This window comes from Micromonospora sp. DT44 (assembly GCF_049841635.1).
Lineage (GTDB): Bacteria > Actinomycetota > Actinomycetes > Mycobacteriales > Micromonosporaceae > Micromonospora.
The window spans coordinates 60,910-81,294 of record NZ_JBNCKS010000023.1 but is presented as its reverse complement, the minus strand read 5'-3'; the positions used below and the strand labels follow the sequence as shown (position 1 = coordinate 81,294).

21 protein-coding genes are annotated in these 20,385 nt (G+C 72.6%); 15 read left to right on the top strand and 6 right to left on the bottom strand.

Translation table 11 applies throughout. The features are described from left to right. The first annotated feature begins 69 nt into the window (after positions 1-69). The 6 genes from ACLQ25_RS15670 to ACLQ25_RS15645 all read left to right on the top strand — a co-directional run bounded on the left by ACLQ25_RS15670 (position 70) and on the right by ACLQ25_RS15645 (position 6,607). Positions 70-3,153 (top strand): Rne/Rng family ribonuclease, encoded by a 3,084-nt coding sequence (locus ACLQ25_RS15670; RefSeq protein WP_425731591.1) that lies wholly within the window; start codon positions 70-72, stop codon positions 3,151-3,153. A 141-nt stretch (positions 3,154-3,294) separates the two neighbouring features. Beyond that, positions 3,295-3,771 carry a hypothetical protein gene (locus ACLQ25_RS15665; protein WP_425731590.1) on the top strand — a complete coding sequence of 159 codons (477 nt, stop codon included), beginning with the start codon at positions 3,295-3,297 and terminating at the stop codon, positions 3,769-3,771. Between the two features lie 166 nt (positions 3,772-3,937). Next, positions 3,938-4,252: a 50S ribosomal protein L21 gene (rplU, locus tag ACLQ25_RS15660; RefSeq protein WP_007464063.1), complete on the top strand. Its 315-nt coding sequence runs from the start codon at positions 3,938-3,940 to the stop codon at positions 4,250-4,252. Between the two features lie 11 nt (positions 4,253-4,263). Next, entirely contained in the window at positions 4,264-4,518 is a 255-nt protein-coding gene (rpmA, locus tag ACLQ25_RS15655; RefSeq protein ID WP_043966727.1) for a 50S ribosomal protein L27, read from the top strand. Between the two features lie 93 nt (positions 4,519-4,611). Beyond that, positions 4,612-6,087, top strand: coding sequence for a GTPase ObgE (gene obgE / locus ACLQ25_RS15650; protein WP_425731589.1), 1,476 nt, complete (start codon positions 4,612-4,614; stop codon positions 6,085-6,087). A gap of 70 nt (positions 6,088-6,157) precedes the next feature. After that, the gene (locus ACLQ25_RS15645) at positions 6,158-6,607 is read left to right on the top strand and encodes a GNAT family N-acetyltransferase (protein WP_425731588.1); all 450 of its coding nucleotides are present in this window, start codon (positions 6,158-6,160) and stop codon (positions 6,605-6,607) included. A gap of 156 nt (positions 6,608-6,763) precedes the next feature. Here the strand turns inward: ACLQ25_RS15645 and ACLQ25_RS15640 are convergent, their stop codons facing one another. Next, positions 6,764-7,255 (bottom strand): DUF4383 domain-containing protein, encoded by a 492-nt coding sequence (locus ACLQ25_RS15640; protein WP_425731587.1) that lies wholly within the window; start codon positions 7,253-7,255, stop codon positions 6,764-6,766. A gap of 231 nt (positions 7,256-7,486) precedes the next feature. Between ACLQ25_RS15640 and ACLQ25_RS15635 the strand changes: the two genes are divergently transcribed. The 3 genes from ACLQ25_RS15635 to ACLQ25_RS15625 are packed head-to-tail and all read left to right on the top strand — an operon-like array spanning position 7,487 to position 9,430. Continuing rightward, on the top strand, positions 7,487-8,284 hold the full coding sequence (locus ACLQ25_RS15635; RefSeq protein WP_425731586.1) for a hypothetical protein: 798 nt from the start codon (positions 7,487-7,489) through the stop codon (positions 8,282-8,284). A 31-nt stretch (positions 8,285-8,315) separates the two neighbouring features. Beyond that, positions 8,316-8,783, top strand: coding sequence for a phage holin family protein (locus tag ACLQ25_RS15630; RefSeq protein ID WP_425731585.1), 468 nt, complete (start codon positions 8,316-8,318; stop codon positions 8,781-8,783). Beyond that, positions 8,780-9,430 (top strand): DUF3618 domain-containing protein, encoded by a 651-nt coding sequence (locus ACLQ25_RS15625; RefSeq protein WP_425731584.1) that lies wholly within the window; start codon positions 8,780-8,782, stop codon positions 9,428-9,430. The genes ACLQ25_RS15630 and ACLQ25_RS15625 overlap by 4 nt, the downstream gene beginning before the upstream one ends. A 98-nt stretch (positions 9,431-9,528) precedes the next feature. Here the strand turns inward: ACLQ25_RS15625 and ACLQ25_RS15620 are convergent, their stop codons facing one another. Continuing rightward, positions 9,529-10,569: a glycosyltransferase gene (locus ACLQ25_RS15620; RefSeq protein ID WP_425731583.1), complete on the bottom strand. Its 1,041-nt coding sequence runs from the start codon at positions 10,567-10,569 to the stop codon at positions 9,529-9,531. 116 nt (positions 10,570-10,685) lie between these two features. Next, positions 10,686-11,930, bottom strand: a complete 1,245-nt coding sequence (locus ACLQ25_RS15615; protein WP_425731582.1) for a cytochrome P450 — start codon at positions 11,928-11,930, stop codon at positions 10,686-10,688. A gap of 219 nt (positions 11,931-12,149) precedes the next feature. Between ACLQ25_RS15615 and ACLQ25_RS15610 the strand changes: the two genes are divergently transcribed. Further along, the gene (locus ACLQ25_RS15610) at positions 12,150-12,536 is read left to right on the top strand and encodes a hypothetical protein (RefSeq protein WP_425731581.1); all 387 of its coding nucleotides are present in this window, start codon (positions 12,150-12,152) and stop codon (positions 12,534-12,536) included. 142 nt (positions 12,537-12,678) lie between these two features. On the opposite strand, the gene ACLQ25_RS15605 is transcribed toward ACLQ25_RS15610, so the two are convergent. Continuing rightward, the gene (locus ACLQ25_RS15605; protein ID WP_355053179.1) at positions 12,679-12,897 is read right to left on the bottom strand and encodes a DUF397 domain-containing protein; all 219 of its coding nucleotides are present in this window, start codon (positions 12,895-12,897) and stop codon (positions 12,679-12,681) included. A gap of 69 nt (positions 12,898-12,966) precedes the next feature. Here ACLQ25_RS15605 and pepN point away from each other — a divergent pair, with 69 nt between their 5' ends. Then, positions 12,967-15,483: an aminopeptidase N gene (pepN, locus tag ACLQ25_RS15600; RefSeq protein ID WP_425731580.1), complete on the top strand. Its 2,517-nt coding sequence runs from the start codon at positions 12,967-12,969 to the stop codon at positions 15,481-15,483. A gap of 83 nt (positions 15,484-15,566) precedes the next feature. On the opposite strand, the gene ACLQ25_RS15595 is transcribed toward pepN, so the two are convergent. After that, positions 15,567-16,790 carry an FAD-dependent monooxygenase gene (locus ACLQ25_RS15595; RefSeq protein WP_425731579.1) on the bottom strand — a complete coding sequence of 408 codons (1,224 nt, stop codon included), beginning with the start codon at positions 16,788-16,790 and terminating at the stop codon, positions 15,567-15,569. A 160-nt stretch (positions 16,791-16,950) separates the two neighbouring features. Beyond that, a complete protein-coding gene (locus tag ACLQ25_RS15590; protein ID WP_425731578.1) occupies positions 16,951-17,610 on the bottom strand; it encodes a PadR family transcriptional regulator in 660 nt (219 codons plus the stop codon). Between the two features lie 106 nt (positions 17,611-17,716). Here ACLQ25_RS15590 and nadD point away from each other — a divergent pair, with 106 nt between their 5' ends. The 4 genes from nadD (at position 17,717) to ACLQ25_RS15570 (ending at position 20,381) form a co-directional block, all read left to right on the top strand. Beyond that, the gene (nadD, locus tag ACLQ25_RS15585; protein WP_421472705.1) at positions 17,717-18,313 is read left to right on the top strand and encodes a nicotinate-nucleotide adenylyltransferase; all 597 of its coding nucleotides are present in this window, start codon (positions 17,717-17,719) and stop codon (positions 18,311-18,313) included. A 110-nt stretch (positions 18,314-18,423) separates the two neighbouring features. Further along, positions 18,424-18,831 (top strand): ribosome silencing factor, encoded by a 408-nt coding sequence (gene rsfS, locus ACLQ25_RS15580; RefSeq protein WP_425731577.1) that lies wholly within the window; start codon positions 18,424-18,426, stop codon positions 18,829-18,831. Beyond that, on the top strand, positions 18,828-19,457 hold the full coding sequence (locus tag ACLQ25_RS15575) for a histidine phosphatase family protein (RefSeq protein ID WP_425731576.1): 630 nt from the start codon (positions 18,828-18,830) through the stop codon (positions 19,455-19,457). Before rsfS ends, ACLQ25_RS15575 begins: the two co-directional genes overlap by 4 nt. A 69-nt stretch (positions 19,458-19,526) precedes the next feature. Further along, the gene (locus tag ACLQ25_RS15570) at positions 19,527-20,381 is read left to right on the top strand and encodes a DegV family protein (protein ID WP_425731575.1); all 855 of its coding nucleotides are present in this window, start codon (positions 19,527-19,529) and stop codon (positions 20,379-20,381) included. Positions 20,382-20,385: the final 4 nt, after the last annotated feature.

Here is a 20,385-nt window from a genome sequence, read left to right as displayed (position 1 = left end):
ACACTTTTGCGGCGACCCTGCGTGGCAGCGCTCACCCGCGCCCGGGGCAGCCAGAACTGGAGAACGTCCATGCTCGAGAACGAGCCCGAGGGCGGCGAACGGACCGGTTCACAGCCGGCCGGGGAGACCGCTGAGCAGAGCACCACCGACAGCATCGCCGGTACCGAGCAAGCCACCGGCGCGGAGCAGTCCGGTGCCGAGAGCGCCGAGCCCGCCGCGAAGCCGCGACGGGCACGGGCCACCCGGCGTCGGGCCGCCCCACTCAACCAGCCGGAGCAGGCCGACGCGCCCGTCGAGGCGTCCACCGGTGGGGTCGGCGCCGTCGAGTCGCCGCAGGCGGAGGTCTTCGCCCCGATCTCCGGTGACCTGGACGTCCCTCCGAAGACCCCCCGCCGCCGTCGCAAGGCCGCTCCGGTCGAGACGACCGCCGAGGAGCCGCTGGTCGCGGCCAGCGCGGAGCTGTCGTCCCCCGAGGTCGTTCCTCCGGTCAAGGTGACCCGTACCCGGCGGAAGAAGGCGACGCCCGCCGTCACCGAGCCGGAGCCCGCCGCTGCCGTCGAGTCGGAGCCGGCCGTCGAGGGGCCGGCCGCCGTCGCCGAGCCCGAGCCCGTCCCGGCCGACGAGTCCGCCGCCGAGACACCGGCCGAGTCCGACCTGCGGCAGGCCGAAGCCGAGCTGGACGAGGCGCAGACCCCGCCGAGCGCGGCCGAGCAGGCGTTCGGGGATGTCGCGCCCGGTGTCGCCGTGGCGAACGTGACGGACGAGCCGATCGAGCCGGCCGAGGCCATCGAGGCCGAGCCGCCGAAGACCCGCCGTCGTCGCGCGGCGCTCTCCGCGCCCACCGTGCTGTTCATGGCGCCCCAGCCGGACGCCGTGCCGGTGACCCGAGCGGCCGAGCCCGAGCCCGAGCTGGTCGCCGAGGAGCCGGCCGTCGAGGCCGAGCCGTCCCGTCGTCGTCGGCGCGGCCGCCGCGACGCGGAGCCGGTGGAGCCGATCGAGGCCGTCGAGGCCGAGGAGGAGCCGACCGAGGAGGCCGACGAGGCCACCGAGGTGGACGAGGACGACGAGGACAGCGCCGCCGCGCGCCGTCGCCGCCGCCGTGGTCGCCGTGGTCGAGGGCGGGGCAAGGGTGGCGCCGACGACGCCGAGGACGAGGAGTCCGACGAGGCGGCGCAGGCCGAGGAGGAGACCGCCGAGGTCGAGTCCGAGGGCGAGGGCGACGAGGACGAGGAGTCCGAGGGCGGGGACGGGTTGACCCGCCGTCGCCGTCGCCGTCGTCGCCGGGGCGCGGGTGACACCGAGGGGGCGGCCGCCGACGACGGCGTGCCGACCGTGGTCAAGATCCGCGAACCCCGTCGTACGGTCGACGAGGTCCAGGGCGTGTCCGGTTCGACCCGGCTGGAGGCCAAGCGCCAGCGTCGCCGGGACGGCCGGGAGCAGCGCCGTACGCGGCCACCGATCCTCAGCGAGTCGGAGTTCCTGGCCCGCCGGGAGGCGGTGGACCGGGTGATGGCGGTCCGGCAGCGCGGCGACCGTACCCAGATCGCCGTCCTGGAGGACGGCGTGCTGGTCGAGCACTACGTCACCCGTAACTCCTCCGGCACCATGGCCGGCAACGTCTACCTGGGCAAGGTTCAGAACGTGCTGCCCAGCATGGAGGCGGCGTTCGTCGACGTCGGCCGGGGCCGCAACGCGGTGCTCTACGCGGGCGAGGTCAACTGGGACACCTCCGGGCTGGAGGGGCGGGCCCGCTCGATCGAGCAGGCGCTACGCTCCGGCGACTCGGTGCTGGTCCAGGTCACCAAGGACCCGATCGGGCACAAGGGCGCGCGGCTGACCAGCCACATCGCGCTCTCCGGTCGGCACCTGGTCTACGTGCCCAACGGCAACGCGTCCGGGATCAGCCGCAAGCTGTCGGACACCGAGCGCAAGCGGCTGCGGGACGTGCTCAAGAAGCTGGTCCCGGACGGCGCCGGCGTGATCGTCCGGACGGCCGCCGAGGGCGCCAGCGAGGACGAGCTGGCCCGCGACGTCAAGCGGTTGCAGGCGCAGTGGGAGGACATCCAGGCCAAGGCCGCCGAGGGTGGCGCCCCGGTGCTGCTCTACGAGGAGCCCGACCTGGTCATCCGGGTGGTCCGGGACCTGTTCAACGAGGACTTCCGCGAGCTGGTCATCGAGGGCGAGCAGTCGTACGGCATGGTCGAGTCGTACCTGTCGCACGTCTCCCCGGACCTGGTCGACCGGGTCCGTCGGCACGTCGGCACGAACGACGTGTTCTCCGAGTACCGGATCGACGAGCAGATCATCAAGGGTCTGGACCGCAAGGTGTTCCTGCCGTCCGGCGGTTCGCTGGTGATCGACAAGACCGAGGCCATGACGGTCGTCGACGTGAACACCGGCAAGTACACCGGCTCCGGCGGCAACCTGGAGGAGACGGTCACCCGCAACAACCTGGAGGCGGCGGAGGAGATCGTCCGCCAGCTCCGGCTGCGGGACATCGGCGGCATCGTGGTGATCGACTTCATCGACATGGTGCTCGAGTCGAACCGGGAGCTGGTGCTGCGCCGGCTCACCGAGTGCCTGGGTCGGGACCGCACCAAGCACCAGGTCACCGAGATCACCTCGCTCGGTCTGGTGCAGATGACCCGCAAGCGAATCGGCGCGGGCCTGCTGGAGGCGTTCAGCGAGACCTGCGACTGCTGCAAGGGCCGGGGCGTCATCATCCACACCGAGCCGGTGCCGGAGAAGCCGCGCAACGGCGGCGCCGCGGAGAAGGTCAAGGCCGTCGCGTCGTCGGCGCCGGCCGCCCCGGCCGCCCCGGCCGCGGAGAACGGCACGGCGTCCTCCCGCCGCCGGGCGCGCAAGAGCGCCCCGGCCGAGCGCGCCGTGGTCGAGGTTGTCGACACCGACAACCACGCCGAACCGCACGCCGACTACCAGGACACCATGGGGTACGACCTGTCCCGGTACGAGACGGAGACGGAGGCTGCTCCGGTGCTGTCCGACAGCCAGCGGGGTGAGTCGGCCCGGCTGGCCGCGGCGGACGACCCGGACGCTCTCGCCGACGCCGACGGCGACGAGGAGGCCGCCGAGGGTGGCACCGGACGTCGTCGTTCCCGCCGGGGTGGCACCCGCCGACGGACCCGCCCCTGAGGGCTGACCGGCCCGCCGTCCCTGACGGCTGACCGGCCCGGTGTTTGACGAGGTCCCTTTCCCGGCAATGTGACGGGGGAGGGACCTCGCCGCTCGGGTCATCCCGACGCGGGAACGCTCGGCCCCGGTCAGGAGAAGAAGATGCGTCGCCTGCTCGCTCGTACCCTGCTGGTAGCCGTACTCCTGGCCGTGGCGGGCTGCTCCGACGACCGCTCGGCTGGTGCGGGCCCGACCGGGGGTTCCGCGTCGACGGGTCCGGCTGCCACGCCGCTGGGCGGTGGCGCGGCGGGCGGTGACGCCCGGGTCTGTGCCGAGGCGCGGCGGGCCGGGACCACCGCCGTCCGGGATTACGTCGAAGGGCTGGGCCAGATGGTCGCCGCGGTGGGCGCGGGTGACACCGTGAACGCCGACGCGGCCCGGACCCGGGCGCAGGCGGCCCTGGCCGGCTGGCGGGTCGCGCTGCGGGAGCAGGGGGCCCAGGCCACCGACGCGCAGCTCAGGACGTTGCTCAGTGACCTCGGCACGGAGGTCGCCGCCCTCGGCGTCGATGTCGAGTCGATCGACGAGACCGAGCTGGACCGGCTCCAGCAGCGCCTCGATCAGCTCTGCGCCCGGTAACCAGGGTGGGCCGGTTTGGGGTCCACGCCGGCGATGGCGTACTCTTGCCTACGGCCCACTTTGGTGTGCCGAGTTCCCGCGTGCCCGCGCCGCCGTGCACTGCTACCCGGCGAGCCGCCGCGGGGACGACCAGTCAGCAGCCTCAACGACAGGGAGTCCGCCTCCGATGTACGCGATCGTCAAGACCGGCGGCAAGCAGTACAAGGTCGCCGAGGGCGACGTGATCGAGGTCGAGAAGCTCACCGGTGCCCCCGGTGACGCGGTGAAGCTCACCGCGGTGCTCCTCGTCGACGGTGACGACCTGGTGACCGACGCGGCGAAGCTTGCCGAGGTCGCGGTGTCCGGCGAGATCGCCGCGCACACCAAGGGCCCGAAGATCCGGATCCACAAGTTCAAGAACAAGACCGGCTACCACAAGCGCCAGGGTCACCGCCAGCCGTTGACCCAGGTCAAGGTGACCGGCATCTCCAGCGGGAAGTAGGTCGTCCTCCAATGGCTCACAAAAAGGGTGCGTCCAGCTCGCGTAACGGTCGCGATTCCGCGGCCCAGCGACTCGGCGTGAAGCGCTTCGGTGGTCAGGTCGTCAGCGCCGGTGAGATCCTCATCCGGCAGCGTGGCACCAAGTTCCACCCCGGTGACCTGGTCGGCCGTGGCGGCGACGACACGCTGTTCGCCCTGGCCGCCGGCTCGGTCCTGTTCGGCACCAAGCGCGGTCGCAAGACCGTCAGCATCGTTCCGCAGCAGTAGTTATCTTCGCTGAGCGGGCCGCGGACCTCCGGGTCCCGGCCCGCTCGGCTTTTTCGACATGCGGGGTCGACCCTCGCTGGAAGGATTGACGCCGTGGCGACGTTCGTTGACCGGGTCGTCCTGCATCTGCAGGCCGGCGATGGTGGACACGGTTGTGTCTCGATCCACCGCGAGAAGTTCAAGCCCTTCGGGGGGCCGGACGGCGGCAACGGCGGCCACGGCGGCAGCGTGTCGCTGGTGGTCGACCCGCAGGTGACCACGCTGCTCGACTTCCACTTCCACCCGCATGTCAAGGCCGACAACGGCAAGGGCGGCGCCGGGTCGAACCGGGACGGGGCCAACGGCCACAACCTGGTGCTCAAGGTGCCCAACGGCACGGTCGTGCAGACCACCGACGGCACCGTGCTGGCCGACATGGTCGGCGCCGGCACCACCTTCGAGGTGGCCCGCGGCGGGCGCGGCGGGCGCGGCAACGCCTCGTTGGCCAACGCCAAGCGCAAGGCGCCCGGCTTCGCCGAGCTGGGGGAGCCCGGCGACCAGCTCGACATCGTGCTGGAGTTGAAGAGCGTCGCCGACGTGGGCCTGGTGGGTTTCCCGTCGGCCGGCAAGTCGTCGCTGATCTCGGTGATCTCCGCCGCGAAGCCGAAGATCGCCGACTACCCGTTCACCACCCTCGTGCCCAACCTCGGCGTGGTCCGGCTGGACAACCACACCTTCACCGTCGCCGACGTGCCGGGCCTGATCCCCGGCGCGGCCACCGGCAAGGGCCTGGGCCTGGAGTTCCTGCGACACATCGAGCGCTGCGCGGTCCTGGTGCACGTGATCGACTCGGCGACGCTGGAGCCGGGCCGCGACCCGGTCGCCGACATCGACGCGATCGAGGCCGAGCTGAGCCAGTACGGCGGGCTGACCGAGCGCCCCCGGCTGGTGGCCGTGAACAAGGTCGACGTGCCGGACGGCCGGGACCTCGCCGAGATCGTCCGTCCCGACCTCGAGGAGCGCGGCTACCGGGTGTTCGAGGTCTCGGCGGCCACCCGGGAAGGGCTCAAGGAGCTGACGTACGCGATGGCCGAGCTGGTCGAGGCCGAGCGTAAGGCCGCCCCGCCGGCCGAGCCGACCCGGATCGTGATCCGGCCGATGGCCGTGGACGACGCCGGCTTCACCATCACGGCGGAGGCCGACGGCTCGTTCACCGTGCGCGGCGTACGCCCGGAGCGCTGGGTCAAGCAGACCAACTTCGACAACGACGAGGCGGTCGGCTACCTCGCCGACCGACTGGCCCGCCTCGGTGTCGAGGACAAGCTGGCCAAGGCCGGCGCCGAGCCCGGTGACCTGGTCCGGATCGGTGAGCGCGAGTTCGACTGGCAGCCGACGCTCTACGCGGGCGCGGAGTTCGTGCCCGGTAACCGGGGCACCGACGTACGCCTGGAGGAGAAGTCGAGCCGGGCATCGGCGGCGGATCGGCTCGCCGCGCGCAAGGCCCGCCGGGTGCGCCCGGAGGACGGGACCGGCGCGGACGACATCGGCGCGGACGTGGGCGACGACGACATCGAGGATGACGCCGAGTAGCCGGTTGCGCTCCGTGATCGGGTTGACTGCTGGAAACCTCCGCGAAATCCATCCCGCTTAGCGTCGGGTGATGCTGATCGAGTCGCGGCCCGCCATCGATCCCGAAATCGCCGCCCTGGTCGTCGCCCAGCAGCGTGAGCTGCGCGTCGCTGACGGCGGGTTGGACGGGCAGGTCACCGTCACCCACGACGACATCCGCTACCTGGCCGTGGTGGTGCACGGTCGGGCGGTCGCCTGTGGCGGACTCCAGTCACTCGACGCCGTCACCGGCGAGGTCAAGCGGATGTACGTGCGGCCGGCGTACCGGGGCCGGGGCATCGCCCGGCAACTGCTCGCCGCCCTGGAGGAGTGCGCGTTCCAGCAGGGGCACACCGTGGTCTGCTTGGAGACCGGCACGTACCTGCCGGCGGCCGTCGGGCTGTACACCTCGTGCGGCTACGAACCGATCCCGGTGTACGGCGAGTACGTGGGCAACCCGTACAGCGTCTGCTTCGCCAAACGGCTCCCGGTCGCGGCCTGACGGCTGCCGGCGGGCGCGGCCGGCGGCGGTCGGGTCGGGCGTGCAGGCGCCGGTCCCGGTGTACGCGACGGTGACCGGCTCCGACTCCGCCGACGCGGATCACCATCCGTGACGGTACCCCGCCCCTGCTCGCTCTCACACGCGCGAAGTAGCAGCTCAGGGGCGGTCGATCGGAGTGTCGAGGCGTCCGCCGGTCCCGGCTTCGTTCGACAGCAGCAGGCCGAGGGCCAGCATGCCGAAGCCGAGGGCGAGGTGCAGCCAGTTGTCGGCGCCGTTGACGGGCAGGATGTTCGCGCCACCCTCCTCGTCGATCGCCTCGATCGCCAGGCCGTACAGCCAGAGGGCGAGGTAGATCGCACCGCCCCCGGCCAGGAAGACCCGCGCGCCGGCGACGCTGCGGGCCAACACCAGACCCACCAGCCCGAACAGCAGGTGTACGGCGTTGTGCAGGATCGAGACCTGGAACACGCCGAGCAGTTTGGCGTCCGAGTGGTGCCCGGCGAAGGCCAGATCGCCGTAGTTGGTGGTGATGCCGGGGATGTAGCCGAGGACACCAATCAGCAGGAAGACCCCGGCCACGACCAGCGCGGCGACCTGCACCTGCGGTCGGGGCGCGGCAGGTCGGCCACCCCGCGCGTCTCGTGGCATCGGTGCCCCTTTCGTGGATCTCCCGGTCCCGCGAACGTCGCTGTCCGCAGCGGCGACGTGACGCAGCCCGACGATCCTCCATTTTGAAGTCCCTCCCGACGCTCGCGCAGAGAAATGCACGAACAGGTATGGAAGCCAAAACGCCGGGTAGGTGAGTTGTCAGCGGCCACGGCGACACGGCCGCATCCCCCCAGAACAACCGCGACGACACTTCCGAGCGGAAGGGAAATCATGACTTACGATCTGTCACCCACCTCCTCCACGTACGGCCAGGAGTCCACCAACGGCGGCGGCGTCCGCGAGCAGGCCCGGCACGTCGGGTCCGAGGCGGCGCACGCCGGTGGCGCGGTCGCCCAGACCGCCAAGGAGCAGGGCACCGAGGTCGGCCGTGAGGCCGTCCGGCAGGCCCGTAACCTCTACGGCGAGGCCCGCACGCTGCTCGCCAGCCAGACCGGCGAGCAGCAGCGCCGCGCGGCCGGCGGACTGCGGTCGATCGCCGACGAGATGCGCACGATGGCCGAGCAGGGTGGCCAGGCCGGTCCGGTGAGCGAGCTGGCCCGTCAGGCCGCCGACCGGGTGCACGGCGTGGCCGGCTGGCTCGAGGAGCGCCAGCCCGGCGACCTGATCAACGAGGTACGCGACTACGCGCGGCGTAACCCGGGCACCTTCCTGGTCGGCGCGGCGGTGCTCGGTGTGCTGGCCGGACGCCTGACCAAGGGCATCTCGGCCTCCGGTGACGACTCCGGCAACGGTTCCGCGGGTTACCGCGGCGCGGGGGCGTACGACCCGGAGCGCACCGCCGTGATCCCCACCCCACCGCCGGCGCCCCGTACGGCCGCGGACGCCACCCCGGCCGGCGGCTACCTCGACCCGACCCCGGGCACCTACACCGAGCCGACCTCCGGCGGTTACGCCGACCCGACGCCGGGCGGCTACACCGAGCCGGCGAGCACCGGTCAGCCGCTGCCGCCGGTGACCCAGACCGACCCGCTGCCGGGCGTGCCGTCCAGCGGCAGCCCCCGCCCGTGAGGCGCCGAGTCATCCGAAGGGAGACGGCGGCATGAGCATGCCGACGCAGGGGTCCGGACTGGACTCCGGTTACCACCCCGACGCGGGTGCCCCGCACACCGCGGCCGAGGTGAAGGGCAGTTCGCTCGGTGACCTGATGCGTCAGGTCACCACCGACCTGTCGACGCTGATGCGCCAGGAGGTCGAGCTGGCCAAGGCCGAGATCCGCCAGGAGGGCAAGAAGGCCGGCAAGGCCGCGGGCCTCTTCGGCGGTGCCGGCTTCGGCGGCTACATGGTGGCCCTCTTTGTATCGATCGCCATCTGGCAGTTCCTGGACAACGTCATGGACTCCGGCCTCGCCGCGCTGATCGTGGCCGTGGTCTGGGCCGTGGTCGCCGCCGTCCTCTACTCGGCGGCCAAGAAGAACGCCGAGCACGTACGCGGGCTCAAGCAGACCAACGACAGCGTGCAGCGGATCCCCGACGCGCTCAAGCCCCACCCGGAGGGAGTCACCCGATGAGCACCGACCCCGACCAGATCCGCCGGGAGATCGAAGCCACCCGCAACAGCCTCAGCTCCGATGTGGACGCGTTGGCGTACAAGGTCAGCCCCAGCCGCATCGTCGACGACCGTAAGCAGCGGGCCCGCTCCGCGCTGCAGAATGTGAGGGACAAGGTCATGGGAACCGCTTCCGACCTCGGCCACGGCACCGGCCACGCCGCCCACTCGGTGGGTGACCGCGCGTCGTCGGCGGCGTCCAGTGTCAGCGACGCCGCGCAGTCGGCGGCCTCCTCGGTGAGCGACGCCGCCCACAGCGCGCCCCGCGTGATCCGGGAGAAGTCGCAGGGCAACCCGCTCGCCGCCGGTCTGATCGCCTTCGGCGTGGGCTGGCTGGCCTCCTCGCTGATCCCGGCCTCCCGCCGGGAGCAGCAGGCGGCCGCCCAGGTCAAGGAGAAGGTCAGCGAGCACAGCGGAGTCGTCAAGGAGAAGCTGGGCGAGGTTGCCAGCGAGCTCAAGGATGAGCTGCGTGAGCCGGCCCAGCACGCCGCCGAGTCGGTGAAGTCCACCGCCCAGGACGCAGTGCACGCCGTCAAGGACGACGGCCGCTCGGCCGCCCAGGACGTCAAGGACCAGGCACAGCAGGCCCGCCAGCAGGTCAGTTCCTGAAGCCACCGACGTCGACGACGGCTCGCGGCCACCCCGGTGGCTGCGGGCCGTCGCCGTATCTCCCCGCGATCTTGCACTTCCTGTTGCCGCTCTGTTAGCTAACGGGGCTTTCGTCCCAGCAGAAAGTGCAAGATCGCGGGGACTTCGTGACGGTGGGCTGGGGTGCGGATCCTGGTGTCGCCGTAGCGGACTCCGCCTCTCAGCAGGCGCTGGGTTACCGCCAGCCAGCTGCAGATGCCGCGTTCGAGCAGCCAGAGCGGGGCGGCCAGCGTGGTGGTCGGTGGGAAGACGGTGGTACCGGCGGCCCGGCGGCGACCCGCCTCGGCCAGGGCGACGACGCTGGCCGTCATGCCGAGCAGCAGTCGGGGTCGGCGGGACGCGACCGCCACGGCCAGCGCGGGCACGACCGCGAGCGCGGTCACCAGGCGGACCGGCTGGGCCAGGTCGTCGTACGCCTGGCGGACCCGCTGGCGCCGGAAGTGCGCCGCGTCCGGCGGCAGCCGCCGTACGTACAGCCAGGGCGGCGCGGCCTCGACGCCGCCGTGGGCGCGGACGGTACGGATCAGCTCCAGGTTCTCGAAGAGCACGTCGGGGTCGTACCCGCCCATGGCGAGGAACGTGCTGCGGCGTACCGCGAGGGTGCCGGGGTAGTCGTTTCCGAGGGCGCGGTTGAGCAGCGTCCGCCCGGTGTCCCACCAGGCGTGCCAGGGCAGGGGGTCGAAGTAGTTCTGCGGCCGGACCAGGTCGACCCGGTCCAGCAGTCGGTGCACCGCGTGGAGCCCGGCCTCGTCGTACCGGACGTCGTCGTCGGCGATCACCACGTGCTCGTGGCGCGCCGCGCCGACGCCGGTGTGCACCCCCACCACCTTGCCGTTGAGCCCTCGCCGGGCGCGGTCGGGCGGCAGGTGCCGCACCAGCGGGCGCCAGGCCGCCGCGTGCCGGGCGAACAGCTCCGGAGGTGACCCGTCGACCACGATCACGTCGACGATCCCGCTCAGTCGGCGCAGGTAACCGGTCAGCTCGTCCAGGCCGGCGTCGGTGTGCCAGCGCAGCGGCAGGACGTACGCCATCGGCAGGGCTGTTCCGCCGGTGTCGGGACGCGCGGCGCGCCGGGCGTCACCGGGGGCCGGAGAGGGCATCGCGCCTCCTGGGCGGGTGCTGCGCGGCGAGTGTGCCGCCCGCTGCGCCTGCCCGCACGTCGGCCGCCCAAACCGGCGCGACGCACCGACACCCGGACAACGCCGGTGGGACGGGGTCAGGCGCGGCGGACGTTGGTGACGGTCATGCGGCCGGGCGGCAGGACGGGCATCCGGTGCAGGTCCAGGCGCAGATCCTGCGGCGGCACGTCGTAGCGCATGCCGGCGGTCAGGTGGGTGACCGCCCGCTTCATGAGGTCGATGGTGATCCACTCGCCGGCGCAGCGGTGCCCGGTGCGGTGGTCGCCGCCGCCCTGCGCGATCAGCGCGAACGGGTCCACGCGCCGGTCGGCGAACCGCTCGGGGCGGAACAGTTCCGGTTCGGGCCAGAGCGCCGGGTGGTGGTTCGTGCCGTAGAGGTCGAGCAGCACCCGCCGCCCCTGTGGGAAGTGGTGGCCCTGCCAGTCGAAGGGGCGCCGGACCCGGGCCGCGGCCATCGGGAAGAACGGGTAGTAACGGCGTACCTCCTGGACGAACTGCTCGGTGGCCCCGTCGTCGCCGTGGACCCGCTGTCGCCACGCGGGATGGTCGCGCAGAGCGAGCGCGGCGAAGACGATGTACCGGTCCACGGCGACCGTGGGACGCAGCAGGTTGAGCAGTTCGACGGCGGCGATCCGGCGGGGGAGCAGCGCCCCGCGCGTGTCGCGGTGCTCGGCGACGATCCGTAGCGGGCTGTCAGCCGGGGCCGGGTGGATGCCGACACGGGTCCGTTCGACGAGGTCGCCGATCCAGCGTTCGGCGCGGCCGCGGGCGAGCAGGCCCCGCCAGTGCCGTGGGCCGACGACCGCCGGGCTCTCGATCATGGCGTGCAGGTCGACGGCGCGGCGGTCGACCTGTGAGGTGGCCAGCGGCACGCCGGCCCAGGCGCAGACCACCCGGGTCAGCAGCCGGCCCAGCTCGTCGTAGAGCGGCACCGCGCCGGCCGCCTCCCAGGCGGGAATCCGTGCCCGCCACTCGGCGTCGAAGAGGTGCCCGAGTCGCCCGATCGCCGTCGGCGTCATGATCGACATGAACATGGCCTTGCGGTCGGTGTGCGCGGCGCCGTCCAGCCCCTGCACGCCGCCCCGACCGGTGAGGGTCCGCTGAATCCGCAGCGGCATGGCGCTGTCGCGCTGGAAGCGCTCGTTGTCGTAGAACAGGGTGGCGGCCGGCCGACCCCGCAGGCAGATGGTCGGCGCGAGCAGGATCCGGGTCGAGAAGACGTCGCTGCCCAGGCGGTCGCAGCGTTCGCCGATGAACCGGTAGCCGGCGCGCAGCAGGGCGAGGGTGCTGTCCGGGCTGCGGTCGGCCGGCATGGTCGCCATCGGGCCTCCTCGAGGTTCCGGCGGCGGCCCGCGTCGCCGCCGGGGCACGTCTACCCTCGTGGCCGCCGTGCAATCCCCGCGTCGACAGCGCGTCCGCTGGCCCCTCCCACGGGCGGCGGAACCTGGTTTGCTTGCCGGTGGGGCCGTCGCCGGCCGGCATCGTCGGACGACGGTGGCGACCCCGTCGGGCCGAGGTGTCCACGACCACGGGGAGGACGCATGAACGACAACAGGCCGCCGCGCTGGCGGCAGCGGCGGGCGGTCGACACGCCGGGCGCGGGCCGGACCGCGCGGCCGCTGATCGGCCCGCCCGGCCGGCCGGCCCGACCGCGCCGGTTCTTCACCGTGCACCTGGGCTTCACCGCGCCGGGCGCGGCCGACGCGCGTGAACAGGCGGTGGCGTACGCGGAGGCGCTGAGCCTGCTCCGCCCGGAGCTGGCGCTCGGTGCGGCGGCCCTGTCGCCGGCCGATGCGTGGCACCGGGCCGAGCGGCTGTTCTGCGGCGCGGTCGGCCCGGACGGGGAGCGCTGCGTCGACGTCGCCGACCATCCCGGCTTCCACCACGCGCCGGGCCCGGGCGGTCTCGGCTGGGGCGACGGCGACTAGGGCGGGTGTCAAAGTCCCGGGCCAGGGGGCTTTGACACCCGCCCTAACCCTGCTGAGACGCCCCACCCGCGCGTCCGCACCCAACGGCGCGACCCGTGCCGGTGTCCTCCTCGAAGAGGGCACCGGCACGTGCCACGGCCGATCAGTCGAGGTCGAACTCGCCGTCCTGCGCGCCGGCCACGAACGCGTCCCACTCGGCCTGGGTGAAAACCAGCACCGGGCCCTGCGGCTCGGCGGAGTTGCGCATCCCGATCAGGTCGTCGACGAAGGCGACCTCGACAGCGCTCTCGGAGGTGTCCCCCTCGGCCCGTTGCCAGACCGCGCGGGAGAGGTCGAAATCGCCCTTGGGGTGCTGCGCCATGGTTCTTTCCTCCACTGCAGGGGGCCAGGTGGGGACCGCCTGCCGATCCCCATCGGGCAGGATAAGCGGATGCCGAGCCTGACCCGTGTAGAGGCGACCGCGCGTGGCGCGGCGATTACTGTCGAGTCCTATCAGGTGGACCTCGACCTGACCGGCGACGGCGATCTGTTCCGGTCCCGCGTCGAGATCCGGTTCCGGGCGACCGCTGGGGCCGCCACCTTCGTCGAGGTCAGGCCGGCAAATCTTCTCGCGGTACGCCTCAACGACCGTGCCGTCGACCCCGCCACCCTGACCGACAACCGGCTGCCGCTGGTCGATCTCGACACGACGAACACCCTCGTCGTCGAGGCGGAGATGACGTACTCCAACGCCGGGGAGGGGCTGCACCGCTTCGTCGATCCGGCGGACGGCGAGACCTACCTCTACGCGCTGTCGTTCCTCGACAACGCCCAGCGCATCTTCGCCGCGTTCGACCAGCCCGACCTCAAGGCCCCGTTCACCCTCTCGGTCACCGCGCCGCCGCAGTGGACGGTCTCCGGCAACGCCGAGGTGGTCGCCACCCCGGCCCCGGGGCGCTGGGAGTTCGCCCCGACCGCGCCGCTGGCGACGTACTTCTTCTCGCTGATCGCGGGGCCCTACCACGTCCGCCGTGCCGAGCACGACGGCATACCGCTGGCGATCTACTGTCGACGGTCGCTCGCCGAGCACCTGGACGCCGACGCCGAGGAGATCTTCGACATCACCGGGCGGTGCCTGGACCGGTTCCACCAGCTCTTCGCCGAGCGCTACCCGTTCGGCAAGTACGACCAGGCGTTCGTGCCCGAGTTCAACGCCGGCGCGATGGAGAACCCGGGCATCGTCACCTTCCGCGACGACTACGTGTTCCGTTCGGCGGTCACCGACACCCAGCGTGAGGTTCGGGCCACCACCATCGCCCACGAAATGGCGCACATGTGGTTCGGTGACCTGGTCACCATGCGCTGGTGGGACGACCTGTGGCTCAACGAGTCCTTCGCCGAGTACCTGGGCACCCGGGTCACCGCCGAGGCCACCCGCTTCGACCAGGCGTGGACGACGTTCGCCATGCGCCGCAAGGCCTGGGGATACGCGGCCGACCAGCGCCCCTCCACCCACCCGGTCGCGCCGCCGGAGGTGGCCGACGCCGACGAAGGCCTGCTCAACTTCGACGGCATCTCGTACGCCAAGGGCGCCGCCGTGCTGCGGCAACTGGTGGCGTGGCTCGGCGACGAGGCCTTCCTCGCCGGCCTGAACGCGCACTTCGCCGCGCACCGCTTCGGCAACGCCACCCTGGCCGACCTGCTGACCAGCCTCTCCGCCGCCAGCGGCCGGGACCTGTCCGGTTGGGCCGAGCTGTGGTTGCGCCGGCCGCAGGTCAACACGTTGCGCGCCGAGGTCCACGTCGACGCCGACGGGCGCTACACCGAGGTCGCCGTGGTGCAGACCGCCCCCGCGTCGTACCCGGTGCTGCGTCCGCACCGCATCGGGGTGGGTCGGTACGCGGCGAACGGCGCCGTCCAGCGCGCGGAAGTGGATCTCGATCCGGCCGTCGACGGCGGTCGTACCGTGCTCGACGCGTTGACGGGCGAGCCGGCGGCCCAGGTGCTGCTGCTCAACGACGGTGACCTGACCTTCGCCAAGGTGCGCCTCGACGAGGCGTCGGCGGACGCGGTCGCGGTGGTGCTGCCTTCTCTGACCGATCCGCTCGCCCGGGCGGTGCTCTGGGGCGAGGCGCTGGACGCGGCGACCGACGGCGAACGGCCCGTCGCCGGCCTGGTCGACCTGATGGTCGCGGCGCTCCCCGTCGAGACCGAGGTGATCATCGCGGAGGACGTGCTCGTCCTCAGCCGATCGCTGGTGGACCGTTACCTCGACCCGCTGGCCCGTTCGGCGGCGCTGGCCCGGGTCGCCGAGGCGTGCCGGCGTCTGCTCGATGGCGCGCCGGCGGGGGAGTCGTTGCAGCTCGCCGCCGCCCGGGGCTGGATCGCCTCGACCACCGACAGCGACCTGCTCGTCGGCTGGCTCGCCGGCCGGGACGTACCGACCGGGCTGGCCGTCGACGCGGAGCTGCGGTGGGCGGTGCTGCGCCGGCTCGTGGTGCTGGGCGCGGCGGGCGAGGCGGAGATCGCCGATGAGGCGCGGGCCGACGTCAGCTCCGCCGGCGCGGAACAGGCCGCGTACTGCCGGGCCGCCCTGCCCGACCCGGCGGCGAAGCAGGCGGCATGGGAGATCCTCATGCGGAACACTGAGCTGTCCAACCGACTGCTCGAGGCCACGGCGGAGGGGTTCTGGCAGCCCGAGCAGGCCGAGCTGACCGCCGCGTACGTCGGGCGGTACTTCGCCGAGATGCCGGCCGCCGCTCGTCGTCGTACCTCCTGGACGGCCGACCGGGTGGCGAAGCTGGCGTTTCCCCGCTACGCCGTCGCGCAGCCGACCCGGGAGGCGGCCGCGGCGTTGCTGGCCCGCGACGACCTGACGGCGGGCCTGCGGCGGGTCGTCACCGACGCCGACGACGACCTGCGGCGGGCGCTCGTGGCGCGCACGGCGGTGGCCGCCGCCTCGGCCTGAGGCAGGTCGGCCGCCGTGGCGGGCGGCCCGGGTTGCGATGGTCGGAGCGCGGGGTGGCCCGAGCGGCCACCCCGCGCCCGTGCTCAGCGCAGGGCGGGTTCCGCCGTGACCGGAGCGTCGAAGTCGATGACGTAGCGCTGCTCGTGGGCGACGGTGCGTTCCGGATCCATCGCCGTACGCACCAGCAGCGGTATGAGCAGCGGCATCAGCGTCCGGGCGACCGGCCCGGGCGCCTTGGTGTGGTTGATCCGCGCGGCGCGGGCGGCGACCTTCTCGACCCGGGTACGGCGCAGCCGCACGTACGCCTCGAAGGCCGACGTCACGTCAGGTAGGTCCCGCAGGCAGCGGGCGAGCTGCACCGCGCTCTCGATGGCGAGCGAGGCGCCCTGCCCGGAGCTGTTCGACGGCGCGTGGGCGGAGTCGCCGACCAGCACCATGCGACCCCGGTGCCAGTGCGGCACGGGCGGCATGATCTGCAACGCGCCGGCCACCTGGAGGTCGTCGGCGGAACTGGTGGCCATCAGCTCCCGGCCCGGGTCGTCGTCGCCGTAGGTGGCGCGCAACGTGTCCAGCCACTGCCGCGCGGGCACCGTGCGGGCCTCGACGAGGCTCATCGGCCGCTGCCCCGGCAGGTTGGCCCCCCAGCGGGTGCCGCCACCCGGCTCCGGCCAGTACAGGTAGTAACCGCGCCGTCCGAAGGCGAACGTCATCGTGCCCTCCTCGGCGTCCACCTCGTGCCGGGCGACCGCCTCGAAGCCGAGCAGTCCGGTGAACCGGGGGCCGGGCGCGGCCGGGTCGATGAGGCCACGGACCGGGGACCGGATGCCGTCCGCGCCGACCAGGACATCGGCGGTCGCCGTGGTGCCGTCCTCGAAACGCGCGGTCACGCCGTCGTCGGTCTGCGTGACGTCGACCAGTCGCTTGCCGTACGCGAAGGTGATGCCCTCGGCGACGGCCCGGTCGTGCAGCACCCGGTGCAGCTCGGCCCGGTGCACCACGCGCAGTGGCGGCACTCCGGCCAGCATCGGCAGGTCGATCCGTCGGGCGCCGACGGCCATGACGCTGCGGTGGATCCCGGTGGCGATCGCCGTCACCGCCTCGTCCGCGCCGACGGCCCGCAGGGCTGCCACGCCGTTGGGCGCGAGCGCGAGGGTGCCACCGATGCCACCAATGCCACCGGCTCCGCTGGCGGGCGGCGGGTACGCCTCGACGACGGTGGCGGTGATGCCGGCGCGGTGCAGCGCGAGGGCCGCCACCGGTCCGGCGATGCCGCCGCCGATGACGAGTGCGGTTCGTACAGTTGTCATGCTCTTTCTCCCTGGTGTCGTCGCATGGGTGCGGACGAACCGTCCTGGGAGGGAACCCGGTTATCCTCGTGGTTGCCGCTTCGGGCCGGGTGCCTGCTCAGGTGTCGGTTCGAGGTAGGGCTCCGGCGGGGTGTTGGCGCACCCCGCCGGAGCTGTCTTCTCAGTCGGCGGTGTCGGGGTCTCTGCTGGTCCTCTCCGCCAGCTCGACGATTTCGGCCGGCATCTCGCCGGTCTCGTGGAAGGCCCGCCAGAAGTCCAGCCCCGGGTAGCTGCCCGAGGTCAACTCCGCCAGCAGGGCCCGCAGCCAGGCGGCCTCGGCGTCCCGGATGGCGAGGTCGTACTCGTTCTCGACCAGAAACAGTCGCGGGATGTCCCGCAGGTGGGCGTCGAGCGTCTCGCGGTCACGGCGGAGCGCGTCGTCCAGTCGGTCGAGCCGCTGCCGGAGCAGGTCGGTCGCCTCGTCGGGGTGCAGGGCGGCGAGCACGGAGAGGCCGGCCCGGAAGCGGGGATGCTCCGCCATGGGCATGCCGACCAGCTCCCGTGCCCAGTCGACCAGCTCGGCCCGGCCCGCGTCGGTGATCCGGTAGACGGTGCGTTCTGGGCGTCGGCCCTCGCGGACGCTCTCCACGGCGGCGATCAACTGGTGTTTGTCCAGGTTGCGGATCACCGTGTAGAAGGAGCCCCACTTGAACTCCATGTCCTGGTCCTTGCCCCAGGTGCGCAGTGTGCTGGCCATCTCGTAGGGATGCATGGGCCGCTGGACGAGGGCGGAGAGCACGGCCAGCGCCAGCAGGTTGCCGACCTTGCGCCGCTTCGGCATGACGCACCTCCCAAATACTTGTAGACGAGTATACGCATACGAGTATCTGTGTCGCCAGCCCTCGGGCTGATACGCCGGGTTCGGACGCCCGGCCTACGATCAACGGGTGGAGGAAGATATCCGGCGGATCGGGATCATGGGTGGCACCTTCGACCCGATCCACCACGGGCACCTCGTCGCGGCCAGCGAGGTGGCGGACCGGTTCGGCCTGGACGAGGTGGTCTTCGTCCCCACCGGGCAGCCGTGGCAGAAGGCCGACGAGCCGGTCAGCCCCGCCGAGGACCGGTACCTCATGACGGTCATCGCCACCGCCTCCAACCCCCGCTTCCAGGTCAGCCGCGTCGACATCGACCGCAGCGGCCCGACCTACACGGTCGACACGTTGCGCGACCTCCAGGCCGAGTACGGCTCCAAGGTCCAGCTCTTCTTCATCACCGGAGCGGACGCGCTGCAACGCATCCTGTCCTGGAAGGACCTGGACGAGATCTTCGAGCTGGCCCACTTCATCGGTGTGACGCGGCCCGGTTTCGCGCTGACCGACAAGCACCTCCCGGCGGACACGGTCAGCCTGATCCAGGTGCCGGCGATGTCCATCTCGTCGACCGACTGCCGTGCCCGGGTCGCCCGGGGTGAGCCGGTCTGGTACCTGGTGCCCGACGGTGTGGTGCAGTACATCGCCAAGCGACGCCTCTATCAGTCCTGATCGCGCCCGGTATGTGCTGGTTGGTACGCCTAACCGACCAGAACTGACGGGTCGGGACCTCGCCGGGTGTGAGACGCTTGGAGGATCGCACGCCTGATCGAAGGAGAACGGTGACAGTTTCCGAACGCGCGCACGAGCTGGCGATGGCCGCCGCCCAGGCAGCCGCCGACAAGAAGGCGCAGGACATCGCGATCATCGACGTCGGCGACCAGCTCGCCATCACGGACGCGTTCCTGCTCGCCGCCGCCCCCAACGAGCGCCAGGTGCTCGCCATCGTCGACGCCATCGAGGAGCGCCTGCTGGAGCTTCCGGAGAAGGCCAAGCCGATCCGGCGCGAAGGCGAGCGCGGTGGCCGCTGGGTGCTGCTCGACTACGTCGACATCGTGGTGCACGTCCAGCACACCGAGGAGCGCGAGTTCTACGGGCTCGACCGCCTCTGGAAGGACTGCCCCACCATCCCGTTCGTCGACCGCGACCTGGTCGAGGCCGACGCCAGCGGGTCCGCCGCAGCCGAATGACCCGGCTGATCGTCTGGCGGCACGGCAACACCGACTGGAACGCCGCCAACCGCGTCCAGGGGCAGACCGACGTACCCCTCAACGAGCTGGGCCGCGACCAGGCCCGCGCCGCCGCGCCGTTGCTCGCGTCGCTGCGCCCGGACGCGATCGTGTCCAGCGACCTGGGCCGCGCCGCGGAGACCGCCGCGGCGCTGGCCGCGATCACCGGCCTCGGGGTACGCACCGACGCCCGGCTGCGCGAGCGGCACTTCGGCCAGTGGCAGGGCCTGCACCTCACCGAGGTCGCCGAGCGCTTCCCGGGCGAGTACGCGCGCTGGCGGGCCGGCGACCCGGCGCCGGGCGCGGACCTGGAGCCGCTGCACGAGCTCGGCGAGCGGGTCGCCGCCGCGTTCCTGGCGGCGGCCGACGCGACGCCTGACGGCACGGTGGTCCTCGCCACCCACGGCGGCGCCTCCCGCCAGGGCATCGGCCACCTGCTCGGCTGGCCCTCCGAGGTGCTGCGCACCATCGGCTCACTGGCCAACTGCCACTGGACCGAGCTGCGACACGACGACGTCCGGGGCTGGCAGCTCCGTGGCCACAACGTCGGCCTCGTCACCGCCCCGGCCGTCGTCGACGCGCTCTGAGCGTCGATCCGGCCCGGGTCGGCGTTCGCACCTCGGCGCAGCGCGTCGTGATCGGCTAGCGTGCCGGGCATGCCCGTCGCGGTCGTCATCGACTCCACCGCCTACCTCCCACCCGAGCTGGTGCTGCGGCACCGGCTGACCGTCGTCCCGCTGACCGTCGTGCTCAACGGCGCGGAGGGATTGGAGGGGGTGGAGACCCAACCCGCCGACGCCACCCGCGCGCTGGGTGAACGGCGGGTGTCGGCCAGCACGTCCCGCCCGGCGCCCGAACAGTTCGCCCGGACGTACCGCCGTCTCCTCGACGAGGGCGCCGACGGCGTGGTCTCGGTGCACATCTCCGCCGGCCTGTCCGGCACCGTCGAGGCGGCCCGCCTGGCCGCCGTCGACGTCGGCGGTCGGGTCGAGGTCGTCGACAGCCGCTCCGCCGGCATGGGGCTCGGCTTCCCGGCCATCGCCGCCGCCACCGCCGCCGAGGCCGGGGCGGACCTGGCCGGCGTACGCGACGCGGCGCTCGCCGCGGTCGCCCGGACCACCGTCTGGTTCTACGTCGACACGTTGGAGTTCCTCCGCCGGGGCGGCCGGATCAACGCGGCCGAGGCGCTGCTCGGCACCGCCCTGTCGGTCAAGCCGATCATGCACATGCCGGACGGCGCGATCGTGCTGGCGGAGAAGGTGCGTACCGCCAGTCGGGGAGTTGCCCGGCTCGTCGACCTGGCCGTCGAGACGGCCGGTGACGACGACGTCGACCTGGGCGTACACCACCTGGCCGCGCCGGAGCGCGCCGAGGCGCTGCTCGCCGCGCTCACCGCGCGCCTGGGCGCACGGGTGCACGACACGTACGTCTCCGAGGCGGGCGCGGTGGTCGCCGCACACGCCGGGCCGGGTCTGGCCTGTGTCGTCGTGCACCGTCGGCCCAGGAGCTGAGATC